We start from the raw sequence: 15,859 nt of genomic DNA on the forward strand, positions 1-15,859 counted from the left end.
TACCAAACAGCCTGCTGCAAAATCAATCACGAAAGGTCAACGCGCCTTAGCACTTATTCTTTTACCCTCGGCCTGTGCGAGTTGAATATATTTATGTTCGACCAGCTGTGAAACAGGCACAAGTTCGAAACCTTGCTCTGATAGCTGTGGCAATACTTTGCGTAAAAAGGCAATTGTTTCAGGGTATGGGTGAGCAATTGCAATAGCAAAATTATGCTTAGTGGCTTGCTGTTTTAACTCATTAAACCTCAGTTGTAATTGTTCTGCAGTGGTTATGTTGTCTAAGAATACTTGGCGGCTAATATTAGCTACACCTAAAAAGTTAGCGGCATTTTGAGCTTGGCTTAAATCAGTAGTACGACTATCTAAAAAATATAAATGACGTTTTTTGAGAACTTCCATAGTCCACTTCATGGCTTGGCTTTGTTGCGTAAGTGCTGAGCCCATGTGATTATTAACCCCCTTAACTTGTGGCAAGCTCGCTAAAGCTGTGCCTAGTGTTTGCTGAAGCTGTTCTTTAGTCATATTTAGTGTAAGTGCGCCTGGGCCTAGCTCTTTATCATTTAGCGCCTGCATAGGGACGTGAAGTAATAACTCTTTATTTGATTGGCTAGCAAGCGTTGCAAAAATTTGTGAATAAGGGGTGTGAGGTAAAATTGAATATGACAATTGCCCAGGCAGAGTTAAAAATTCCAAGTCCCGTTGGTGATAGCCGATATCGTCAATCACTATTGCTATTTGTTTAGCCTTTACATCTGTTGATGCAAAGTAAAATATCAACAAAAATGATGTTATTATTTTTATATTTATAGTTTTCACTTTATAATTTTTATTATCTTTAGGCTCAGTAAGTCGCTCTAAATAAAGCGATATTATTGCATGCTGAGTAATTGTTTTGCTTTAACTAATTGCAAATCAGCTAGATTACTTACAGGTAATTGCTGAGTGCTTTTAGTTTGTTCGTTTTTTATTATAACGGCTTTATTGTTTTGTGAAAGGTTTGTTTGATTAATCGCCACATCGGGTGTTATTCCTACGCCATCAATTGATTTTCCTGACGGTGTAAAGTACTTCGCAGTTGTAAGTTTTAAGGCTGTATCTCCATTACCGAGGGGAATGAGTGATTGTACGGAGCCTTTACCAAAAGATTGATTTCCTACAACGGTTGCACGATTATTATCTTTTAAAGCCGCCGCTAAAATTTCAGCCGCTGAAGCTGAATTTTCATTTATCAGCACTACAATGGGGGCGCCTTTTAATACATCACCTCGTTTAGCGTAAAAAGTTTTATTCGCATCAAAAAAGCGACCTTTAGTTGTAACAATAGTGCCGCTTTGTAGAAACATATCAGATACGGCAATCGCACTTTGCAGTGTACCGCCGGGGTTATCTCGTAAATCAATAACAAGTCCCTTAAGTGAGTCATCATAATAGTTTTGCATTGCTGTAATTTGCAAAGCAACTTCTTGCAGTGTGTTATTAGAAAAAGTGTGAATGGCTAAATAACCAGTGCCAGAATCTAAGACTTTGCTTGTAGCACTTTTTAAATTTATTAGTGTTCGAGCAACGTTAAAAGATATATAGGCTTTACTTGTTTGGCGTTGTACGGTTAAGTTTATATCACTAAAGTTGCTATTTCTTATTAGTGTGGCGACTTCGTCAAGTGTCAGATTTTCAACGATCTCGTTATTAACACTTATGATAATATCGCTGGCTAAAATACCGGCTTTTTTGGCGGGAGAATTACTTACTACGTCTACGATGGTTATTTTGTCTTTAATACTTTTAACTTCAATTCCAAGACCCGTGTAGTGGCCATTGGTGTTGTTAAATAGAGCGGTGAGTTCATGCTCGTCTAGGTATTTGGAGTAAGGATCGAGTTTTGAGTACAAGCGTTCAAATTGCTGAGTGCTGTATTCTATGTGTTGGCTGTTTTGTAAGGCCAAATCGTCAACGTAATAGGTGTGTATATTAAATAAAATCTCATCTATTTGTTGGCTTTTTAATTCTTTTACTGAGCTAGCTAGAGCCTGGCTAAATGAAAAAATAAAACTAAATAAAAGCAGACTCATTATCAAGCCTGCATACATTGTTTTTGAATGGTTTGTAGTGGCGGTTTTATTTATCATCAGCTGCTCCAGAGCGGCGCAGCGGTTTATTCAATTAAATGCGTCTGCACCATTTTACAGGATTTACTGCGCGTCCTTTGTGGCGTATTTCAAAGTATAGACCAGAATTTGCTTGTCCGCCGCTTTGACCAACTAAGGCTAACGTTTCGCCTTCACGCACCATATCGCCAACATCTTTGAGAAGAGTTTGTGCGTGTCCATATAAGCTCATAAAGCCTTCGCCATGATCTACAACAATCACCCAGCCATAGCCTTTCAACCAATCAGCAAAGACTACTTGACCATTATGCACACTGTTAACATTAGCGCCTTCTGCAGCCCCAATCAGCACACCTTTCCAATCAATGCCGCCATGCTTTCGTTGACCAAATGTGTGTTGCAACTTACCTTTACTTGGCCAATTTAGTTTTCCTTTGCTTTTATTAAGGCCGAGCAATTCAATTTTTTGTGTTTTTTCTTTTTCAAGCTCTTCGATAGTCGAGATTAAGGTTTGCTGGTTTTCTTTTAAATAGTTAATCGAATCTTTAGTACCGCTGAGTTGTGCTTTAAGGTTGTTAAAATTCGCTTTTCGCTCACTTTGGGCTGCAATTAATGCGGTTTGACGTCGTTTTTGTTCGTCATGTAGCTCAATTAGTTTTTGCTCTGTTTTTGCAAGTTCAACTTGATTTTGGGTGATTTGCTGCTGCAGTACTTTTAGCTCTTCAATTTGCTTTATTCGGGCTTTATTTAAATAGTTATAATAACTAAGTGTACGCTCAAACTTGGCTGTGTCTTCTTGATTTAGCATCATTTTAGAGTAGTCGTCGCCACCGGCCATGTAGGCACTTTTTAATTGTGCGGCTAAAATACGTTGAAACTGGACATGCTTTTCATCGAGCTGCTGTGCTTTTTGTTGCTGCTGCTTTTGTTGCTGCTGGGCTTTTTTAACTGCTTGCTCTGCCATATTCAATGCTTTAGCATTTTTAGCGATATCTAGTTCATAGCTTTTGAGATTTGTTTGTAATTTGGCAATTTTTTTACGCTGCTCATTATATTCGGCTTGGCTTTGGTTAAGAGCCTGTTGGACTTCTGATAAGTCCTTTTTAGTACGGTCTTCATTAGCGACAGCAGGAGCCGTCGCCAATGAAGTAAGTATTAAAGTGTATTGAATTAATAGATTAATGCGTCTATTCATGTGTTATTTCAGTGTCATGATAGGTGTGCCAGTCATTTCACTTGGCTGCTTCATACCCATTAAGTGCAGCATTGTGGGCGCTACATCGCTCAATGCCTTACCTGCTGATGGGGTTGCATCACGACCTACATAAATGAATGGTACAGGTTCGCTAGTATGTGCTGTATGCGCTTGGCCCGTTTTAAGGTTAGCCATTTGCTCGGCATTACCGTGATCAGCTGTAATTAATGCTTCGCCACCAAACTCTTCAAGTGCACTGATAACACGACCAATGCAAACGTCTACTGCTTCGCAGGCTTTAACGGCAGCTTCAAATACACCAGAGTGACCAACCATATCGCCGTTAGGGTAGTTACAAATAATAGCGTCGTATTTACCACTTTTAATTGCTTCAACGAGTTTATCGGTTAACATTTCTGAGTTCATTTCAGGTTGTAGATCGTATGTTGCTACTTGCGGCGAAGGGATAAGCTCGCGTGTTTCGCCTTCAAATTCGTTTTCGCGGCCACCACTAAAGAAAAATGTCACGTGGGCATATTTTTCGGTTTCAGAAATACGTAGCTGTGTTTTGCCATTTTTTTCAAACCATTCGCCTAAAACATTAACTAAAGGCGTAGGGCCAAACGCAACGGGTGCATTAATATCAGCAGCGTATTCGGTCATCATTACAAAAGCACTGAGTTTAGGTGTTTTTGTTTTAGTGAAGCCATCAAAGCTAGGTTCAATAAAAGCGCGCGTAATTTCGCGAGCTCTGTCGGCTCTAAAATTTGCAAAAATTACAGTGTCGCCATCGTTTATTGTTACTGGGGTTGCGCCTTCTGGGGTGATGGTTGTAGCGGCTACAAATTCATCGTTTTCATCGCGTTCGTAAGCTGCTGCAAGAGCAGCAACGCCGTTGTCATAACTATAGTCACCCTCACCTAGGGTCATTACGTTATACGCTTTTTCTACGCGGTTCCAACGGTTGTCTCTGTCCATTGCATAATAACGGCCGATTAGCGAGGCTAGGCGGCCGCATTTTAGCTCACTAAATAATGCTTCGATTCGTTCGATAGAGGCTTTGGCACTGCGCGGCGGCGTGTCGCGGCCATCTAAAAATGCGTGAAAATATACGTTTTTTGCACCGCGCTTTGCTGCAAGTTCAATACTTGCGACTATATGATCTTCGTGGCTATGTACACCGCCAGGACTTAATAACCCCATAATATGAACTGCTTTGCCTGCCTTTACAGCCTTATCTATATTTTCAACAAGTGCAGGCGTTGAATCAAATTCACCATCGTTAATTGCTTTAGTAATACGAGTGAAATCTTGATAGACGACACGTCCAGCGCCTAAATTTACATGGCCAACTTCTGAATTGCCCATTTGTCCATCAGGAAGACCAACATCAAAACCCGAAGCTGAAATTAATGTGCGTGGGCGTGTAGCCCATAAATTGTCTAATACCGGCGTGTTTGCTGCTAAAATAGCGTTACTTTGCTCATCTTCGCGATATCCCCAACCATCTAAAATCATTAATACCAGTGGTTTTTTATGTTCTGTCATAATAGTTCCTGAATAATTAACACCTGTCTGGCTTTAGCATACCGTGTTTTGTAGCTAGAATCAGCAATCAAAACAGCATATTAAAAATTTTCATAATACGGTGTAAAGTAAAGTTGTTAATGTGTGCTTGGTGAGTAGCATGCAGGGGGATTTATGTGCTTTTAAGCCGCCGTAAACTCGCATTTTAAGTTGGTTTGGGTATACTTGCGTGGCTAAAGTCTAAAATATCTAAAACATAGCGTTTTAGGATGTAATTTATAGTGGAAGTCGAATGGATCAATATATTGAATTTATCACCAATCACCCCATTTTAAGCCTTGCTTGGGTTGGTATTGTATTTCTTATTGTTAGTGGCTGGATAAAAAGTAAGTTTTCAGCTGTACGTCAAATAAATCCTCAGCAACTTACGTTACTTATTAACCGTGAAGATGGTCAAGTAATCGATATGCGTGCGCAAAAAGAGTTTAATAATGGGCGTATTTCTGGTGCTGAGCACTTAAGCCCAGAGAATGCGAAAAAATCTGACTTTTCAAGCCTTGAAAAGTACAAGACTAAACCCATTATAGTGGTATGTACTACAGGTATGACTGCCCAAGGTACTGCAACCGCTATGAGCAAAGCAGGTTTTGAACGTGTTTATGTATTAGCTGGGGGCATGGGGGCGTGGCAATCTGCGAGCCTACCAACCACAACAGGTCGCTAATCATTTTAGCTAGACCGATAGAGGATTTATTATGAGTAATGTTGTTTTATATACTAAGGCGTATTGTCCATTTTGCCAGCGCGCTCTTTCGCTACTAAATAGCAAAGGTGTTGAGTACACTAATATTGATATTGGTGTTCAGCCTGAGCTACGCGATGAAATGATTGCAAAAGCGGGTGGGGCAAGCACAGTACCGCAAATTTTTATTAATGATGAACATATCGGTGGCTGCGACGACATGATGGCTATTGAAGCGCAAGGTAAACTTGACGCTAAGCTAAGCGCTTAATTTAATTATAATAACGAACAAGTTAGGAATAACAATGAACGAAGAAACTCAAGATGTAGCAGCTCAAGAAAGTGGCGCACAATTTACAATTCAACGTATTTACACTAAAGATGTATCTTTTGAAACACCAAATTCGCCAGCTATTTTTCAAAAAGAATGGACGCCAGAAGTTAAGCTAGACTTAGATACTCGTTCTAATAAACTAGACGAAGGTGTATTTGAAGTTGTTTTAGCGCTAACTGTAACCGCTTCACTTGGCGAAGAAACTGCGTTTTTATGTGAAATTCAACAAGCAGGTATTTTCACTATTGCTGACGTTGAAGAGGTGCAACTTGCACACATGCTAGGTGCATTTTGTCCTAACGTGTTGTTCCCATATGCGCGTGAAGCAGTATCAAACCTTGTTAACCGTGGTACTTTTCCACAGCTTAACCTTGCGCCAGTTAATTTTGACGCATTGTTTGCACAGTACATGCAACAACGTACTGCGCCAGCTGACCAGGTTACAGCAGACGCATAATTTATGAGTACAGCAACGACAGCTGTTACTGTATTAGGGGCGGGGTCTTATGGCACCGCCCTTGCTATTTGTTTAGCCCGAAATGGTCACAATGTGACGCTTTGGGGACGCAATAGCGACGACGTTGCCACGCTTGCAGCTGAGCGGAAAAATCAACGTTACTTACCCGATGCTCCTTTCCCTGATACTCTTTTTCTTGAAGCCGATTTACAACGTGCCGTTGCTAGTAGCGCTATTGTGCTTGTTGTTGTGCCAAGCCATGCATTTGGCGATACACTTGCGCAGATAAAGCCTGCATTGCAAGAAGGTGTAAAAGTTGCTTGGGCGACCAAAGGGCTTGAGCCAAACACGGGGCGCTTATTACAGGAAGTTGCTTTACAAGAGTTAGGTGATGGTATTCCATTGGCGGTACTTTCGGGTCCTACATTTGCAAAAGAGATGGCGATGGGATCACCGACTGCTATTTCTGTATCTTCCACGTCCCCTGAATTTGCTCAGCAGTTAGCTGATTTACTTCATTGTGGTCGCTCATTCCGTGTGTATAACAATGATGATTTTATTGGTATACAGCTAGGTGGTGCGGTTAAAAATGTTATTGCAATCGGTGCTGGTATCTCAGACGGGGTAGGTTTTGGCGCTAATGCACGTACTGCACTCATTACACGTGGTCTTGCAGAGTTATCGCGTTTAGGCTGCGCTCTTGGCGCAAAACCAGAAACCTTTATGGGAATGGCTGGTCTTGGTGATTTAATTTTAACCTGTACTGATAATCAATCACGTAATCGTCGATTTGGTTTAGCACTAGGTAAAGGTGAAAGTGTCGATGCTGCTATTGAGTCAATTGGTCAAGTAGTTGAAGGCTTTAGAAATACCAAGGAAGTGTATTTGCTTGCACAGCGTACTGGTGTCGAAATGCCAATTACTGAGCAAATCTATAAAGTTCTTTATGAAAATAAAGATATGAAAGAAGCTGCAATGGCGTTATTAGGCCGAGAGCAGCGTTCAGAATAAAAAATAAGCCTTCCAGTTCAATTATGTACTGTAAGGCTTGTTATTTCAGGTTTTAAAAATGCTTACCGACTTTTTTAGTTGCAGGGCCAGTGTTTTCATATCTTCTGAGTATGTTTGAACTTGTTCAATTTTCCCCATACTGTTTTGACCCGCAGAGACGACCTCATTAATATTTTTACTTAAGTCCTCAGCAACCGCACTTTGTTCGGATACAGCACTAGAAATATGACTCGACATATGTGTAATTGACTCTATCACTTCAGATATATTTGAAATCAATTCGCTGGCTGTACTTGCCGCACTCATGCTTTCTTGGCTCATATTTTTACTTAAACTCATAACATTTACAGCTGATTGTGATCCCTGTTGTAGTTTATTTATTGTTTCATGGATCTCAGCCGTACTTGTCTGTGTTCTGCTCGCTAAAGATCTTACTTCATCAGCTACTACAGCAAATCCACGGCCTTGTTCACCGGCTCTGGCAGCTTCAATCGCGGCATTTAATGCAAGTAAGTTCGTTTGCTCTGCTATTGCTTGAATAACATCTAGCATAGATACAATGCCCTGCACGCTATCTTCAAGACTACTTATAACCGTTGATGCTTCATCGAGTTGAGCAGCCAATCTCTCTATTGAGTTAATTGAGCTTAAAAAAGCATCATGCACCTTTTTAGCATCTACATTTGCTGTTTCAGCAGAGCTTAGCGTCAACTTAGCATTACTTTCAATTTCTACTGCCGATGACGCCATTTGTGTAATTGCAGTGGCAATTTGATCTGTTTCCGACTGCTGCTCTGTCAAATAGCGAAAACCTTCACTGCTAACATCAGAGATGCTACCAGCAACGTTAAACGAATCCTCAACGGAAAGCTTAACATCGTTAATCAGCTCAGCTATTTTATGTTCAAACTGATTAAATGAAGCCGCAAGTTTTCCTATTTCGTCATTACGGCGAACAATTATTTGTTGAGTTAAATCGCCATCTCCATTGGCAATAGTTGCCATTTTTTCAGCAACTTCAGATAAAGGTTGAGCAACTAATTTTTTAAAAATATAAACTAAAACGGCGCCTAAAATAGTCACTAGGAGTAAAACTTTAATGATTGAAAATATAGCCAACTCAAGCAGTGCCGCTTCAATGTGACTAAATTCGATATAAAGGTTAATTTTGCCAACTTTATTTTGCGTTCCGGCATCATCATAAAACAATTCATTTTGTACCATTGACGGTGTTTCAGTCCCGTCGGTTTCAACAAAAAGTTGTCCGTTAGTATCATATATAGTGATTTTTGATATATTTTGAGATGCAACTTCCGCATTGATTAACTTTTTAGCTAGTTCATCTTGAAAATTCCACATCGCATTGGGCAGTGATAGCCCAATGCGTTCTTTTGTCAGATTAATCTCATTATCAAGCTTTAGTTTTAATTGGCTACTTTGTGCAGTGTAATCATAAACACCAAAGCAAAGTAAAACAAAAACCATTGCGCTTAATGTAGTAATAACCAGTCTAAATAAAATTGAACGAGTCAAAATAGCCCCTTACTTAAGGTAGTTTGCCATAATGGTATTAACATCGATTTTTGCTAGCCCTTGATTATAAATTGTTTGCCATTTTTGTCCTTCAGCATCATTTCTAAAGGCAATGTATAGCTTTTTATCTTCTAATAACGTTGTATTCATGGCTACTTTACTTTTTATTCCTGCTAAAGACTTATCTGTAGCTAGTAAATACTTAAGCACATTGGCATCAATCACCGCAGCATCAATTCGTCCAGCAGCTACTTTTTTAATGTTTAGGACATCAGAAGGTGCTGCGTCGCCTTTAATTGTGCCAGAAGCTATCATGTCATCAAGCTCCTTAGTGTTGACATAATCTTGTACAACACCAATACGTTTACCCGAAAGGTCATTCACCGATGAAAAGGTTATTGGCTTAGCACTATTTTGCACAAGGCCGAGCGGACCAGTGCCGGTTGCATCAGAAAAAATAAAATCACTGGTTTCGTGCATATATTCTGGAAAGTATCCAACATATTTTGAATTTGCTTGTAAGGCCGAATTTACTGCACGAGACCAAGGATAGAAATCAACGATAAGCTCATGCCCTTCAGCCTTAAATGCAGCTTTTGCAACGGCTACAGATGCGCCTTGTTGTTCTAATGATTTATCAGAATAAGGTGGCCAAGCCAGTGATGTTAAATGCACTGTTTCAGCAGCGACGAAATTAGAAAAAGTAATAAAAATAAATAGTAATGTAATTTTCATGTATAAACCCTTAGAAATTAAATGTTCTTGAAACGGTTATTAGTAAAGTTGTATCGCCGTATGTTTCTAAATTTGTACCTTCATAGCCTGCAGTCAAATTCAAATCACTCCATGTATAATTTGCGGTTATACCCAATGCATCTAGTTATCGTCGAAGCTTAAATAGTCAGCACTTAAGCTAATTGAGAATACATTATTAATTGGAATGTTGTGCGTCCAGCCTCGGTAGTAAAATCATCCCATGCGTACCAAAAATTAAGGCTAGTAGTGCAAAAATTGAATTTAGCATAAGTTTTGGTGTAATCATAATGGGAACTGAATTTATCACCTGAGTATGTCTATTGTGCAATATCAATATCTAGATTAATTAAATCGGTTAAGCTTGTGTAATAGCCAATATAAGCATCTGCTTCTATATCTGTCCCTTCTTGAGTTTGACTAACATAATTGAATAAGTAATCAGACGCTAGGGTAGCGGTTGCAGAGTAGGCTAAAAGTAACGAATAATAAAAAAGTTTTCCCATAGAGTTTTAGCTATAAGTAAATAACTGCATGAGAATGAGCTTAGTTCAATAATTATATTTATGAGAAACGTACAAGAAAAAAAATTAGCGAATATTAGGGCGTGTTGACCTTTCAGGATTAAAGTTTGTTCAATTTAGAGGTAATTAAATATTAATTGCTTCAGTTCGTCGGACGAATTGTTCTACTAATGCTCATTAAAAATAGCATTGAACAACTCTTTATTGTTGGCCCAGCTTTGGGCTTAGGAAATAATAGATTGATGATTTAGCCAAGGGCTTTAATTTTTACTTATGATATGCCTTGGCTTAAATGTAATAAAGGATCTAATGCACTATTGTGCGTTAGGAAAGCCTAATTGACGCCACGATTCATAAACAAATACAGCGACTGCATTTGATAGGTTCATGCTGCGGCTATTGGCTTGCATAGGAATGCGTACACGCTGCTCATTTGGCAGTGCTTGGATCATATCATCTGGAAGACCACGAGTTTCAGGGCCAAATACAAGGCAATCACCAGCTTCGTAACTTGCTTGATGATGAAATTGGCTACCTTTGGTGGTGCATGCATATACTTTTTTAGGTTTACATTTTTCAAGGTAATCTTCAAATGAGGCATGACGCTGAACATGGCTAAACTCGTGATAATCAAGGCCAGCACGTTTTACACGTTTATCGTCCCATTCAAAGCCCAGCGGTTCAATTAAGTGCAGCGAATAACCTGTATTTGCGCACAAGCGAATAATATTACCTGTATTAGGTGGTATTTCAGGTTGGTATAAAACGATATCCAGCATAGTGAGCCTTTTCAATAATCTAAAGTTTAACGATGTGCAGTATACACGAAACCCTCAAAAAAAATGATATACTCAAATTATTGAATACATCTATTTAGCGGATAAAAACGTGCATAACCGTAGTTACGAATTTTGGGTTAAAACTTCCAGTATTGTTACCATGGTCATGGTTAGTTTGATGATTGCTGCAAAAACGTGGGCATGGCTAGCATCGGGGTCTGCGTCAATGCTTGGCTCGTTAACCGACTCACTAATGGATATTACGGCCACGGCGATGAGCTTTTTGGTTTTAGGCTACGCGCTGCGCCCAGCTGATGACGACCATCGATTTGGTCATGGCAAAGCCGAAGCTATAGCGGGGCTTGGGCAAGCTGCATTTATTGCTGGCTCCGCTTGTTTACTCGCATTTCATGGTGTTGAGCGCTTGTTTAATCCCGTTGTTCTTAGTCATTCTCTTCTCGGTGTTTGGGTAAGTATTTTTGCCATTGCGTGTACTTTAGTTATCGTATTTGTACAAAATAAAGTGATTAAATATACAGACTCAATCGCAATTAAGGCCGATTCTGTGCATTACAAAGGCGACTTGATCTTAAATGCTGCAGTGTTACTCGCTATTTTATTAGCTTATTACGGGGTGTTGTATGCCGATCCACTCTTTGCAATTGGTGTGGCCGGCTACTTAATTTATAACAGTTGGGATATTGCCCGTGATAGTGCCGACCACTTAATGGATAAAGAACTACCAGATGATGAAAAACAAAGCATATTTGACATAGCCAAGGCGCATACTGATGTGCATGGTGTACATGGTATTCGTACTCGCCAAGGTGGAAAAATTAAGTTTATTCAAATGCATTTAGAGCTTGATGATAATTTAAGCTTAATTCGCGCACATAATGTAGCTGATGAAGTTGAAGCATTGATAACCAAAGAATTTGAGTCTCAGGTCGATATTTTAATCCACCTCGATCCATTGTCGGTAATTGTTAAGCCGTCACCGACCCACAAAACTGATATAAGCTTGTAAGCAGAGGTTTGCGTATTTCATCACGTTCAAAGAACAGTTCGTGCTTAGCGCCAGTAAAGCTTTCTAATACCGCGTTGTCGTGCCTGTTCGCCAATTTATAGTGTGCATTGTTGTCGACTATCTCGTCGTTTTGCGCGCTGGCAATGTACAGCGGAATGGATACGTTTAACGTATCCATCGACGATATAAATGCAAACGTAGCATTTAACCAGCCATAAGTAACACCACCAAGCTGTAGTAATGGTTCTTCATGATAGGTTTTTCTAAATAACTCGTAACGTTCAAGGCTACTGGTTAGTGTATTTAACGCAAATTCATCGGCAGTGTAATCGGTTTGTCCTAGCGCATAAGTGTTTTTAAAGCCAAGTTGTGTTGCTGTACTTGCAACGAATTTAGCTAAAGGTTTTGGTATGCCTCTAGTGTAAATGTCGAGCATAGGAGCTGAGAAAAATGCGCCACTAAAATTGTGTTCAAAATGTGCAAGATACTCAAACGCGACGGCTCCACCCATAGAATGGCTCACCAACACCTTACTCCCTTGCCAATGAGCATCTACAACCCGCTTATTAAATAAATTTAGATCAGCACTGTAATCTTTAAATTGGTTAACATGGCCTTTATGTTTATTTTTTAGCTGTCGGTAAGAGCGACCTTGCCCTTGGTGATCGGCGATAAACACCGCAAAGTTATTGTTATAAAGCTCCCACAACAACTCTTTATATTTATCTAATCCTTCAAGACGTCCTGCGCTGATAACAATCGCAGTGTGTGCATTATCGGGCAAAGCATAGGCATAAAATAGTTGCCCGCTAGGAGTCTCTAAATAAGCTTTAATGAGTGTTTTTGTATAAAAGTTATTAATCGTTAATTGATTACTTTGCAGGTCGCGCTCACTACTATAAAACATGGTTTACTCTTTAATTATCGGCAGGGTGATATTAGCACACAAGCCGCCTTGATCTTTATTCGATAATACTAAACTACCGCCGTGTGCGGTAATCGCATTTTTTGCAATTGCTAAGCCTAAACCAGTACCACCACTTACACGATCCCTGGCATCTGATTGCCTAAAAAACGGCTCACAAAGTTTATTAAGTTGCTCATCTGGCACACCAGAGCCATCGTCACATATTTCTATATAAATTGCATCACAGTGCTTTAGTGTAACGCTAATGGTGCTATTTGCGTATTTAATGGCGTTACGCAGCAAATTTTCAAGAGCGCTGGCAATAAGCGCTTCATCGCAGTCAATGCTCACTTGTGCATCGCCACTTACTTGTAATTTTTTATTATTTTGTTTGGCCTCAAATTGTGCATCATTTAGCACATGGTCAACAATAATTTGAAGTGACTGGGTTTGTAATGAAAGCGCTTGGCTTTTTGCTTCTAAGCGAGAGACTTGCAGCACATCAGCAATCATTTTATCTAACTGATTAGCTTCTTTTTCTATACGTAATAAATACGACTGACTAGCTTCGTTTGCTTGCATTTGAGCAAGGCCCGTTGCCATTTTTAAGCGCGTTAATGGCGAGCGTAACTCATGGGATATATCGGCAAGTAAGCGTTTTTGAGAGCTAATAAGTAGCTCCAATTGATTTGCCATGCTGTTGAAGTCACGACCAAGTATGCCAAGTTCGTCTTTTCTGTTTATTGAAATAGCAGCTCGCGCACTTAAATCGCCATTGGAGAGTTTAATCGCGGCTTTCTTTAAGCTGTTAATTGGCGCAATTAAATTGCGACTAAATAAAAAGCTTAAAATCAGAGAAGCAAAAATAGCAATAAACACTTTCATCCAAATAGGCATTAATTTTAAACGAATAAAAAACGGCTGTTGCTGATTAATATCTATTTCGTATAAATAAAAGTCACCTTCAGGCAGGGTTATTTTTATAGGTCCAAAAGCTTGGTATTTTTCGGTGAAAATAACTTGTGGAGCCATATTTTTAGTGAAATTAAGTAAGCTTAAATCTACATCACTCGGCACTTGTTTGCTCGTCAATGAATCCTCAAGTTGATCTGAGTTTAAATATAATAATTTGCGTTTGGATAGGCGAGGATGAGAGAGCGTTTCGCTAAGCGAACGCCTGTGTTTAATAACCGAGCGCTCAAGGTTTTTGGCTGTGTAAAGCAGGTTTTTCTTCATAGGCCCATGCAAAGGCTCATTACTTACCGCATTGATTGCAGTAATGTTACTTAAAAAAATGAGTGCAGTAACCGTGCCTATTATTGTTAACCAAAACCATATAAATATTTTAAAAAACAAATAATGTCTAGGGTTTTTAACATAAGTAAACAAAGCAGACCTACTCGCCTTGAATGAATACATAGCCTGTGCCTCGCATTGTTTTAATTCGCTCTGTAGGGATATACTCAGCTATTTTTTTACGTATATTGCTAACGTGCATGTCTATAGAACGATCGAATGATGCCAAGCGGCGACCCAATACTTCTTCGCTAATCAGCTCTTTACTTACCACGTCACCAGCATTTTTGCAGAGCAACGCTAATATTTCATATTCTGTGCCCGTAAGGCACAACACATGCTCGTTTATAGAGGCTTCTCTGGCAGCATAATTAACGATTACACCATTGATTAATACTTTGTTACTGGCCGTCATATTTAAACTATTTATATGCTCAATACGGCGCGTAATTGCTTTAACACGGGCGAGTAATTCACGGTGGTTGAAAGGTTTTGGAATATAATCATCGGCGCCTAGCTCTAAGCCAAAAATGCGATCGAAGTCTTCGCCTTTTGCAGTGAGCATAATCACCGGTGTCAATTTGGTTTGTCTTAACTGTTTAAGTACTTCAAAGCCATCGAGAGTCGGTAGCATTACATCAAGCAATATGAGTGCGTAGTCGTTCGCCTGAGCTAGCTTTAAGCCTTGCTCGCCATCGTGTACGCTTTGTATTTCAAAGCCCTGCGCCTTTAAATACTCGCTTAATAGCTCACAAAGGCCCGTATCGTCATCAATCATTAATAGTTTCATTTGCAAACCCTTAGAGTTACTTATGGCGTAATTTTACGCGCAAAATTATCTGAAAGTGAATCTTTACACAACCTTTACACTGCTTTGCGTTACTTTGCATTGCAAGATGTATAGTTAACTCAGCTGATTAAGCAGTGACAACTAACCGAACTAAACCATAAGTTAAACCCATCGTTAAGGTATGATTATGACTAAATTAAATACACTTTCTAAATTAGTACTTGTTTGTGGTCTTGCAACTGCCACTCTAGGTGCAGGTAGCGTAATCGCTAAAAGTGACGGACACAAGCAAGGCCATTCTCAAGCGCATTTTTTACTTTCTGAACGTGGTGCTAATAAGCTTGATTTAACCGATGAACAACAAATCCAATTAAAAGCAATTTTTGAAGCTCAAAAAGCCCAAATGCAAACGCTAAGAGGCACTGATAAAGAAGCCCGAAAAGCGCAGCATGAGGCTAACAGAGCAAAAAAAGAAGCATTACTTGCTTCTGCTAGCTTTGACGAAAATGCAGCAAAAGAATTATTAGCGCAACGCCATCAAAAAGGCGAAGAGGTTGGACTCATTAAATTAAAAACTCAGCATCAGGTATGGCAAGTTTTAAATGCAGAGCAACGCGAGAAATTTGAAAAAATGCAAAAGCGTATGAGTAAAAAGCACCGTAAACAAAAAAGTTAATTTTACTTTTTTGTAAATACTAGGGCGTGTTGACCTTTGTAGATTGAAATTTGTTCAATCTAGGGGCGATTTAATCGCGGCGCGAGGTTTGACATTTATACTGCGTTATCGCCTGTTTATGGGGAATAACCACACGACATAGGATCTGCCTTGCCTAAATACCAAACGTACTGCTGCAAAATCAATCACAAAAGGTCAAC

At 39.5% G+C, this 15,859-nt stretch carries 17 protein-coding genes; 6 read left to right on the forward strand and 11 right to left on the reverse strand.

Annotated elements, in window-relative coordinates:
* Nucleotides 1-36: 36 nt before the first annotated feature.
* From CWB66_RS14315 to gpmM, 4 genes are all read right to left on the reverse strand, one after another.
* Nucleotides 37-804: a divergent polysaccharide deacetylase family protein gene (locus CWB66_RS14315; RefSeq protein WP_252371766.1), complete on the reverse strand. Its 768-nt coding sequence runs from the start codon at nt 802-804 to the stop codon at nt 37-39.
* Nucleotides 805-872: 68 nt separating this feature from the next.
* On the reverse strand, nt 873-2,129 hold the full coding sequence (locus tag CWB66_RS14320) for a S41 family peptidase (protein WP_077536882.1): 1,257 nt from the start codon (nt 2,127-2,129) through the stop codon (nt 873-875).
* Between the two features lie 34 nt (nt 2,130-2,163).
* Nucleotides 2,164-3,303 (reverse strand): murein hydrolase activator EnvC family protein, encoded by a 1,140-nt coding sequence (locus CWB66_RS14325; protein ID WP_138585906.1) that lies wholly within the window; start codon nt 3,301-3,303, stop codon nt 2,164-2,166.
* 3 nt (nt 3,304-3,306) lie between these two features.
* The gene (gene gpmM / locus CWB66_RS14330; protein ID WP_138585907.1) at nt 3,307-4,851 is read right to left on the reverse strand and encodes a 2,3-bisphosphoglycerate-independent phosphoglycerate mutase; all 1,545 of its coding nucleotides are present in this window, start codon (nt 4,849-4,851) and stop codon (nt 3,307-3,309) included.
* A gap of 271 nt (nt 4,852-5,122) precedes the next feature.
* Here gpmM and CWB66_RS14335 point away from each other — a divergent pair, with 271 nt between their 5' ends.
* The 4 genes from CWB66_RS14335 to gpsA are packed head-to-tail and all read left to right on the forward strand — an operon-like array spanning nt 5,123 to nt 7,374.
* On the forward strand, nt 5,123-5,554 hold the full coding sequence (locus CWB66_RS14335; protein ID WP_077536885.1) for a rhodanese-like domain-containing protein: 432 nt from the start codon (nt 5,123-5,125) through the stop codon (nt 5,552-5,554).
* Nucleotides 5,555-5,585: 31 nt separating this feature from the next.
* On the forward strand, nt 5,586-5,843 hold the full coding sequence (gene grxC / locus CWB66_RS14340; protein WP_077536886.1) for a glutaredoxin 3: 258 nt from the start codon (nt 5,586-5,588) through the stop codon (nt 5,841-5,843).
* Between the two features lie 34 nt (nt 5,844-5,877).
* The gene (gene secB, locus CWB66_RS14345) at nt 5,878-6,363 is read left to right on the forward strand and encodes a protein-export chaperone SecB (RefSeq protein ID WP_077536887.1); all 486 of its coding nucleotides are present in this window, start codon (nt 5,878-5,880) and stop codon (nt 6,361-6,363) included.
* Nucleotides 6,364-6,366: 3 nt separating this feature from the next.
* Nucleotides 6,367-7,374, forward strand: coding sequence for an NAD(P)H-dependent glycerol-3-phosphate dehydrogenase (gpsA, locus tag CWB66_RS14350; protein ID WP_077536888.1), 1,008 nt, complete (start codon nt 6,367-6,369; stop codon nt 7,372-7,374).
* 45 nt (nt 7,375-7,419) lie between these two features.
* On the opposite strand, the gene CWB66_RS14355 is transcribed toward gpsA, so the two are convergent.
* From CWB66_RS14355 to trmL, 4 genes are all read right to left on the reverse strand, one after another.
* A complete protein-coding gene (locus CWB66_RS14355; protein ID WP_077536889.1) occupies nt 7,420-8,907 on the reverse strand; it encodes a methyl-accepting chemotaxis protein in 1,488 nt (495 codons plus the stop codon).
* A 9-nt stretch (nt 8,908-8,916) separates the two neighbouring features.
* Nucleotides 8,917-9,642: a substrate-binding periplasmic protein gene (locus CWB66_RS14360; RefSeq protein ID WP_077536890.1), complete on the reverse strand. Its 726-nt coding sequence runs from the start codon at nt 9,640-9,642 to the stop codon at nt 8,917-8,919.
* Between the two features lie 338 nt (nt 9,643-9,980).
* Complete coding sequence (locus CWB66_RS22685; protein ID WP_252371765.1) at nt 9,981-10,166, reverse strand: hypothetical protein; 186 nt, start codon at nt 10,164-10,166, stop codon at nt 9,981-9,983.
* A gap of 332 nt (nt 10,167-10,498) precedes the next feature.
* A complete protein-coding gene (trmL, locus tag CWB66_RS14370; protein ID WP_077536891.1) occupies nt 10,499-10,963 on the reverse strand; it encodes a tRNA (uridine(34)/cytosine(34)/5-carboxymethylaminomethyluridine(34)-2'-O)-methyltransferase TrmL in 465 nt (154 codons plus the stop codon).
* Between the two features lie 109 nt (nt 10,964-11,072).
* Here trmL and CWB66_RS14375 point away from each other — a divergent pair, with 109 nt between their 5' ends.
* Nucleotides 11,073-11,990: a cation diffusion facilitator family transporter gene (locus tag CWB66_RS14375; protein WP_502705295.1), complete on the forward strand. Its 918-nt coding sequence runs from the start codon at nt 11,073-11,075 to the stop codon at nt 11,988-11,990.
* Here CWB66_RS14375 and CWB66_RS14380 read toward each other — a convergent pair.
* The 3 genes from CWB66_RS14380 to CWB66_RS14390 are packed head-to-tail and all read right to left on the reverse strand — an operon-like array spanning nt 11,950 to nt 14,983.
* Entirely contained in the window at nt 11,950-12,897 is a 948-nt protein-coding gene (locus CWB66_RS14380; protein ID WP_138585908.1) for an alpha/beta fold hydrolase, read from the reverse strand. The two genes, CWB66_RS14375 and CWB66_RS14380, sit on opposite strands and share 41 nt — an antisense overlap.
* Before the next feature lie 3 nt (nt 12,898-12,900).
* Nucleotides 12,901-14,316: an ATP-binding protein gene (locus CWB66_RS14385; RefSeq protein WP_138585909.1), complete on the reverse strand. Its 1,416-nt coding sequence runs from the start codon at nt 14,314-14,316 to the stop codon at nt 12,901-12,903.
* Complete coding sequence (locus tag CWB66_RS14390) at nt 14,294-14,983, reverse strand: response regulator (protein WP_077536894.1); 690 nt, start codon at nt 14,981-14,983, stop codon at nt 14,294-14,296. The genes CWB66_RS14385 and CWB66_RS14390 overlap by 23 nt, the downstream gene beginning before the upstream one ends.
* 187 nt (nt 14,984-15,170) lie before the next feature.
* Here CWB66_RS14390 and CWB66_RS14395 point away from each other — a divergent pair, with 187 nt between their 5' ends.
* Nucleotides 15,171-15,659: a Spy/CpxP family protein refolding chaperone gene (locus CWB66_RS14395; protein ID WP_138585910.1), complete on the forward strand. Its 489-nt coding sequence runs from the start codon at nt 15,171-15,173 to the stop codon at nt 15,657-15,659.
* The last annotated feature ends 200 nt before the right edge of the window (nt 15,660-15,859 follow it).

The sequence above is a fragment of the Pseudoalteromonas sp. S558 genome (assembly GCF_005886635.1).
Lineage (GTDB): Bacteria > Pseudomonadota > Gammaproteobacteria > Enterobacterales > Alteromonadaceae > Pseudoalteromonas > Pseudoalteromonas aliena.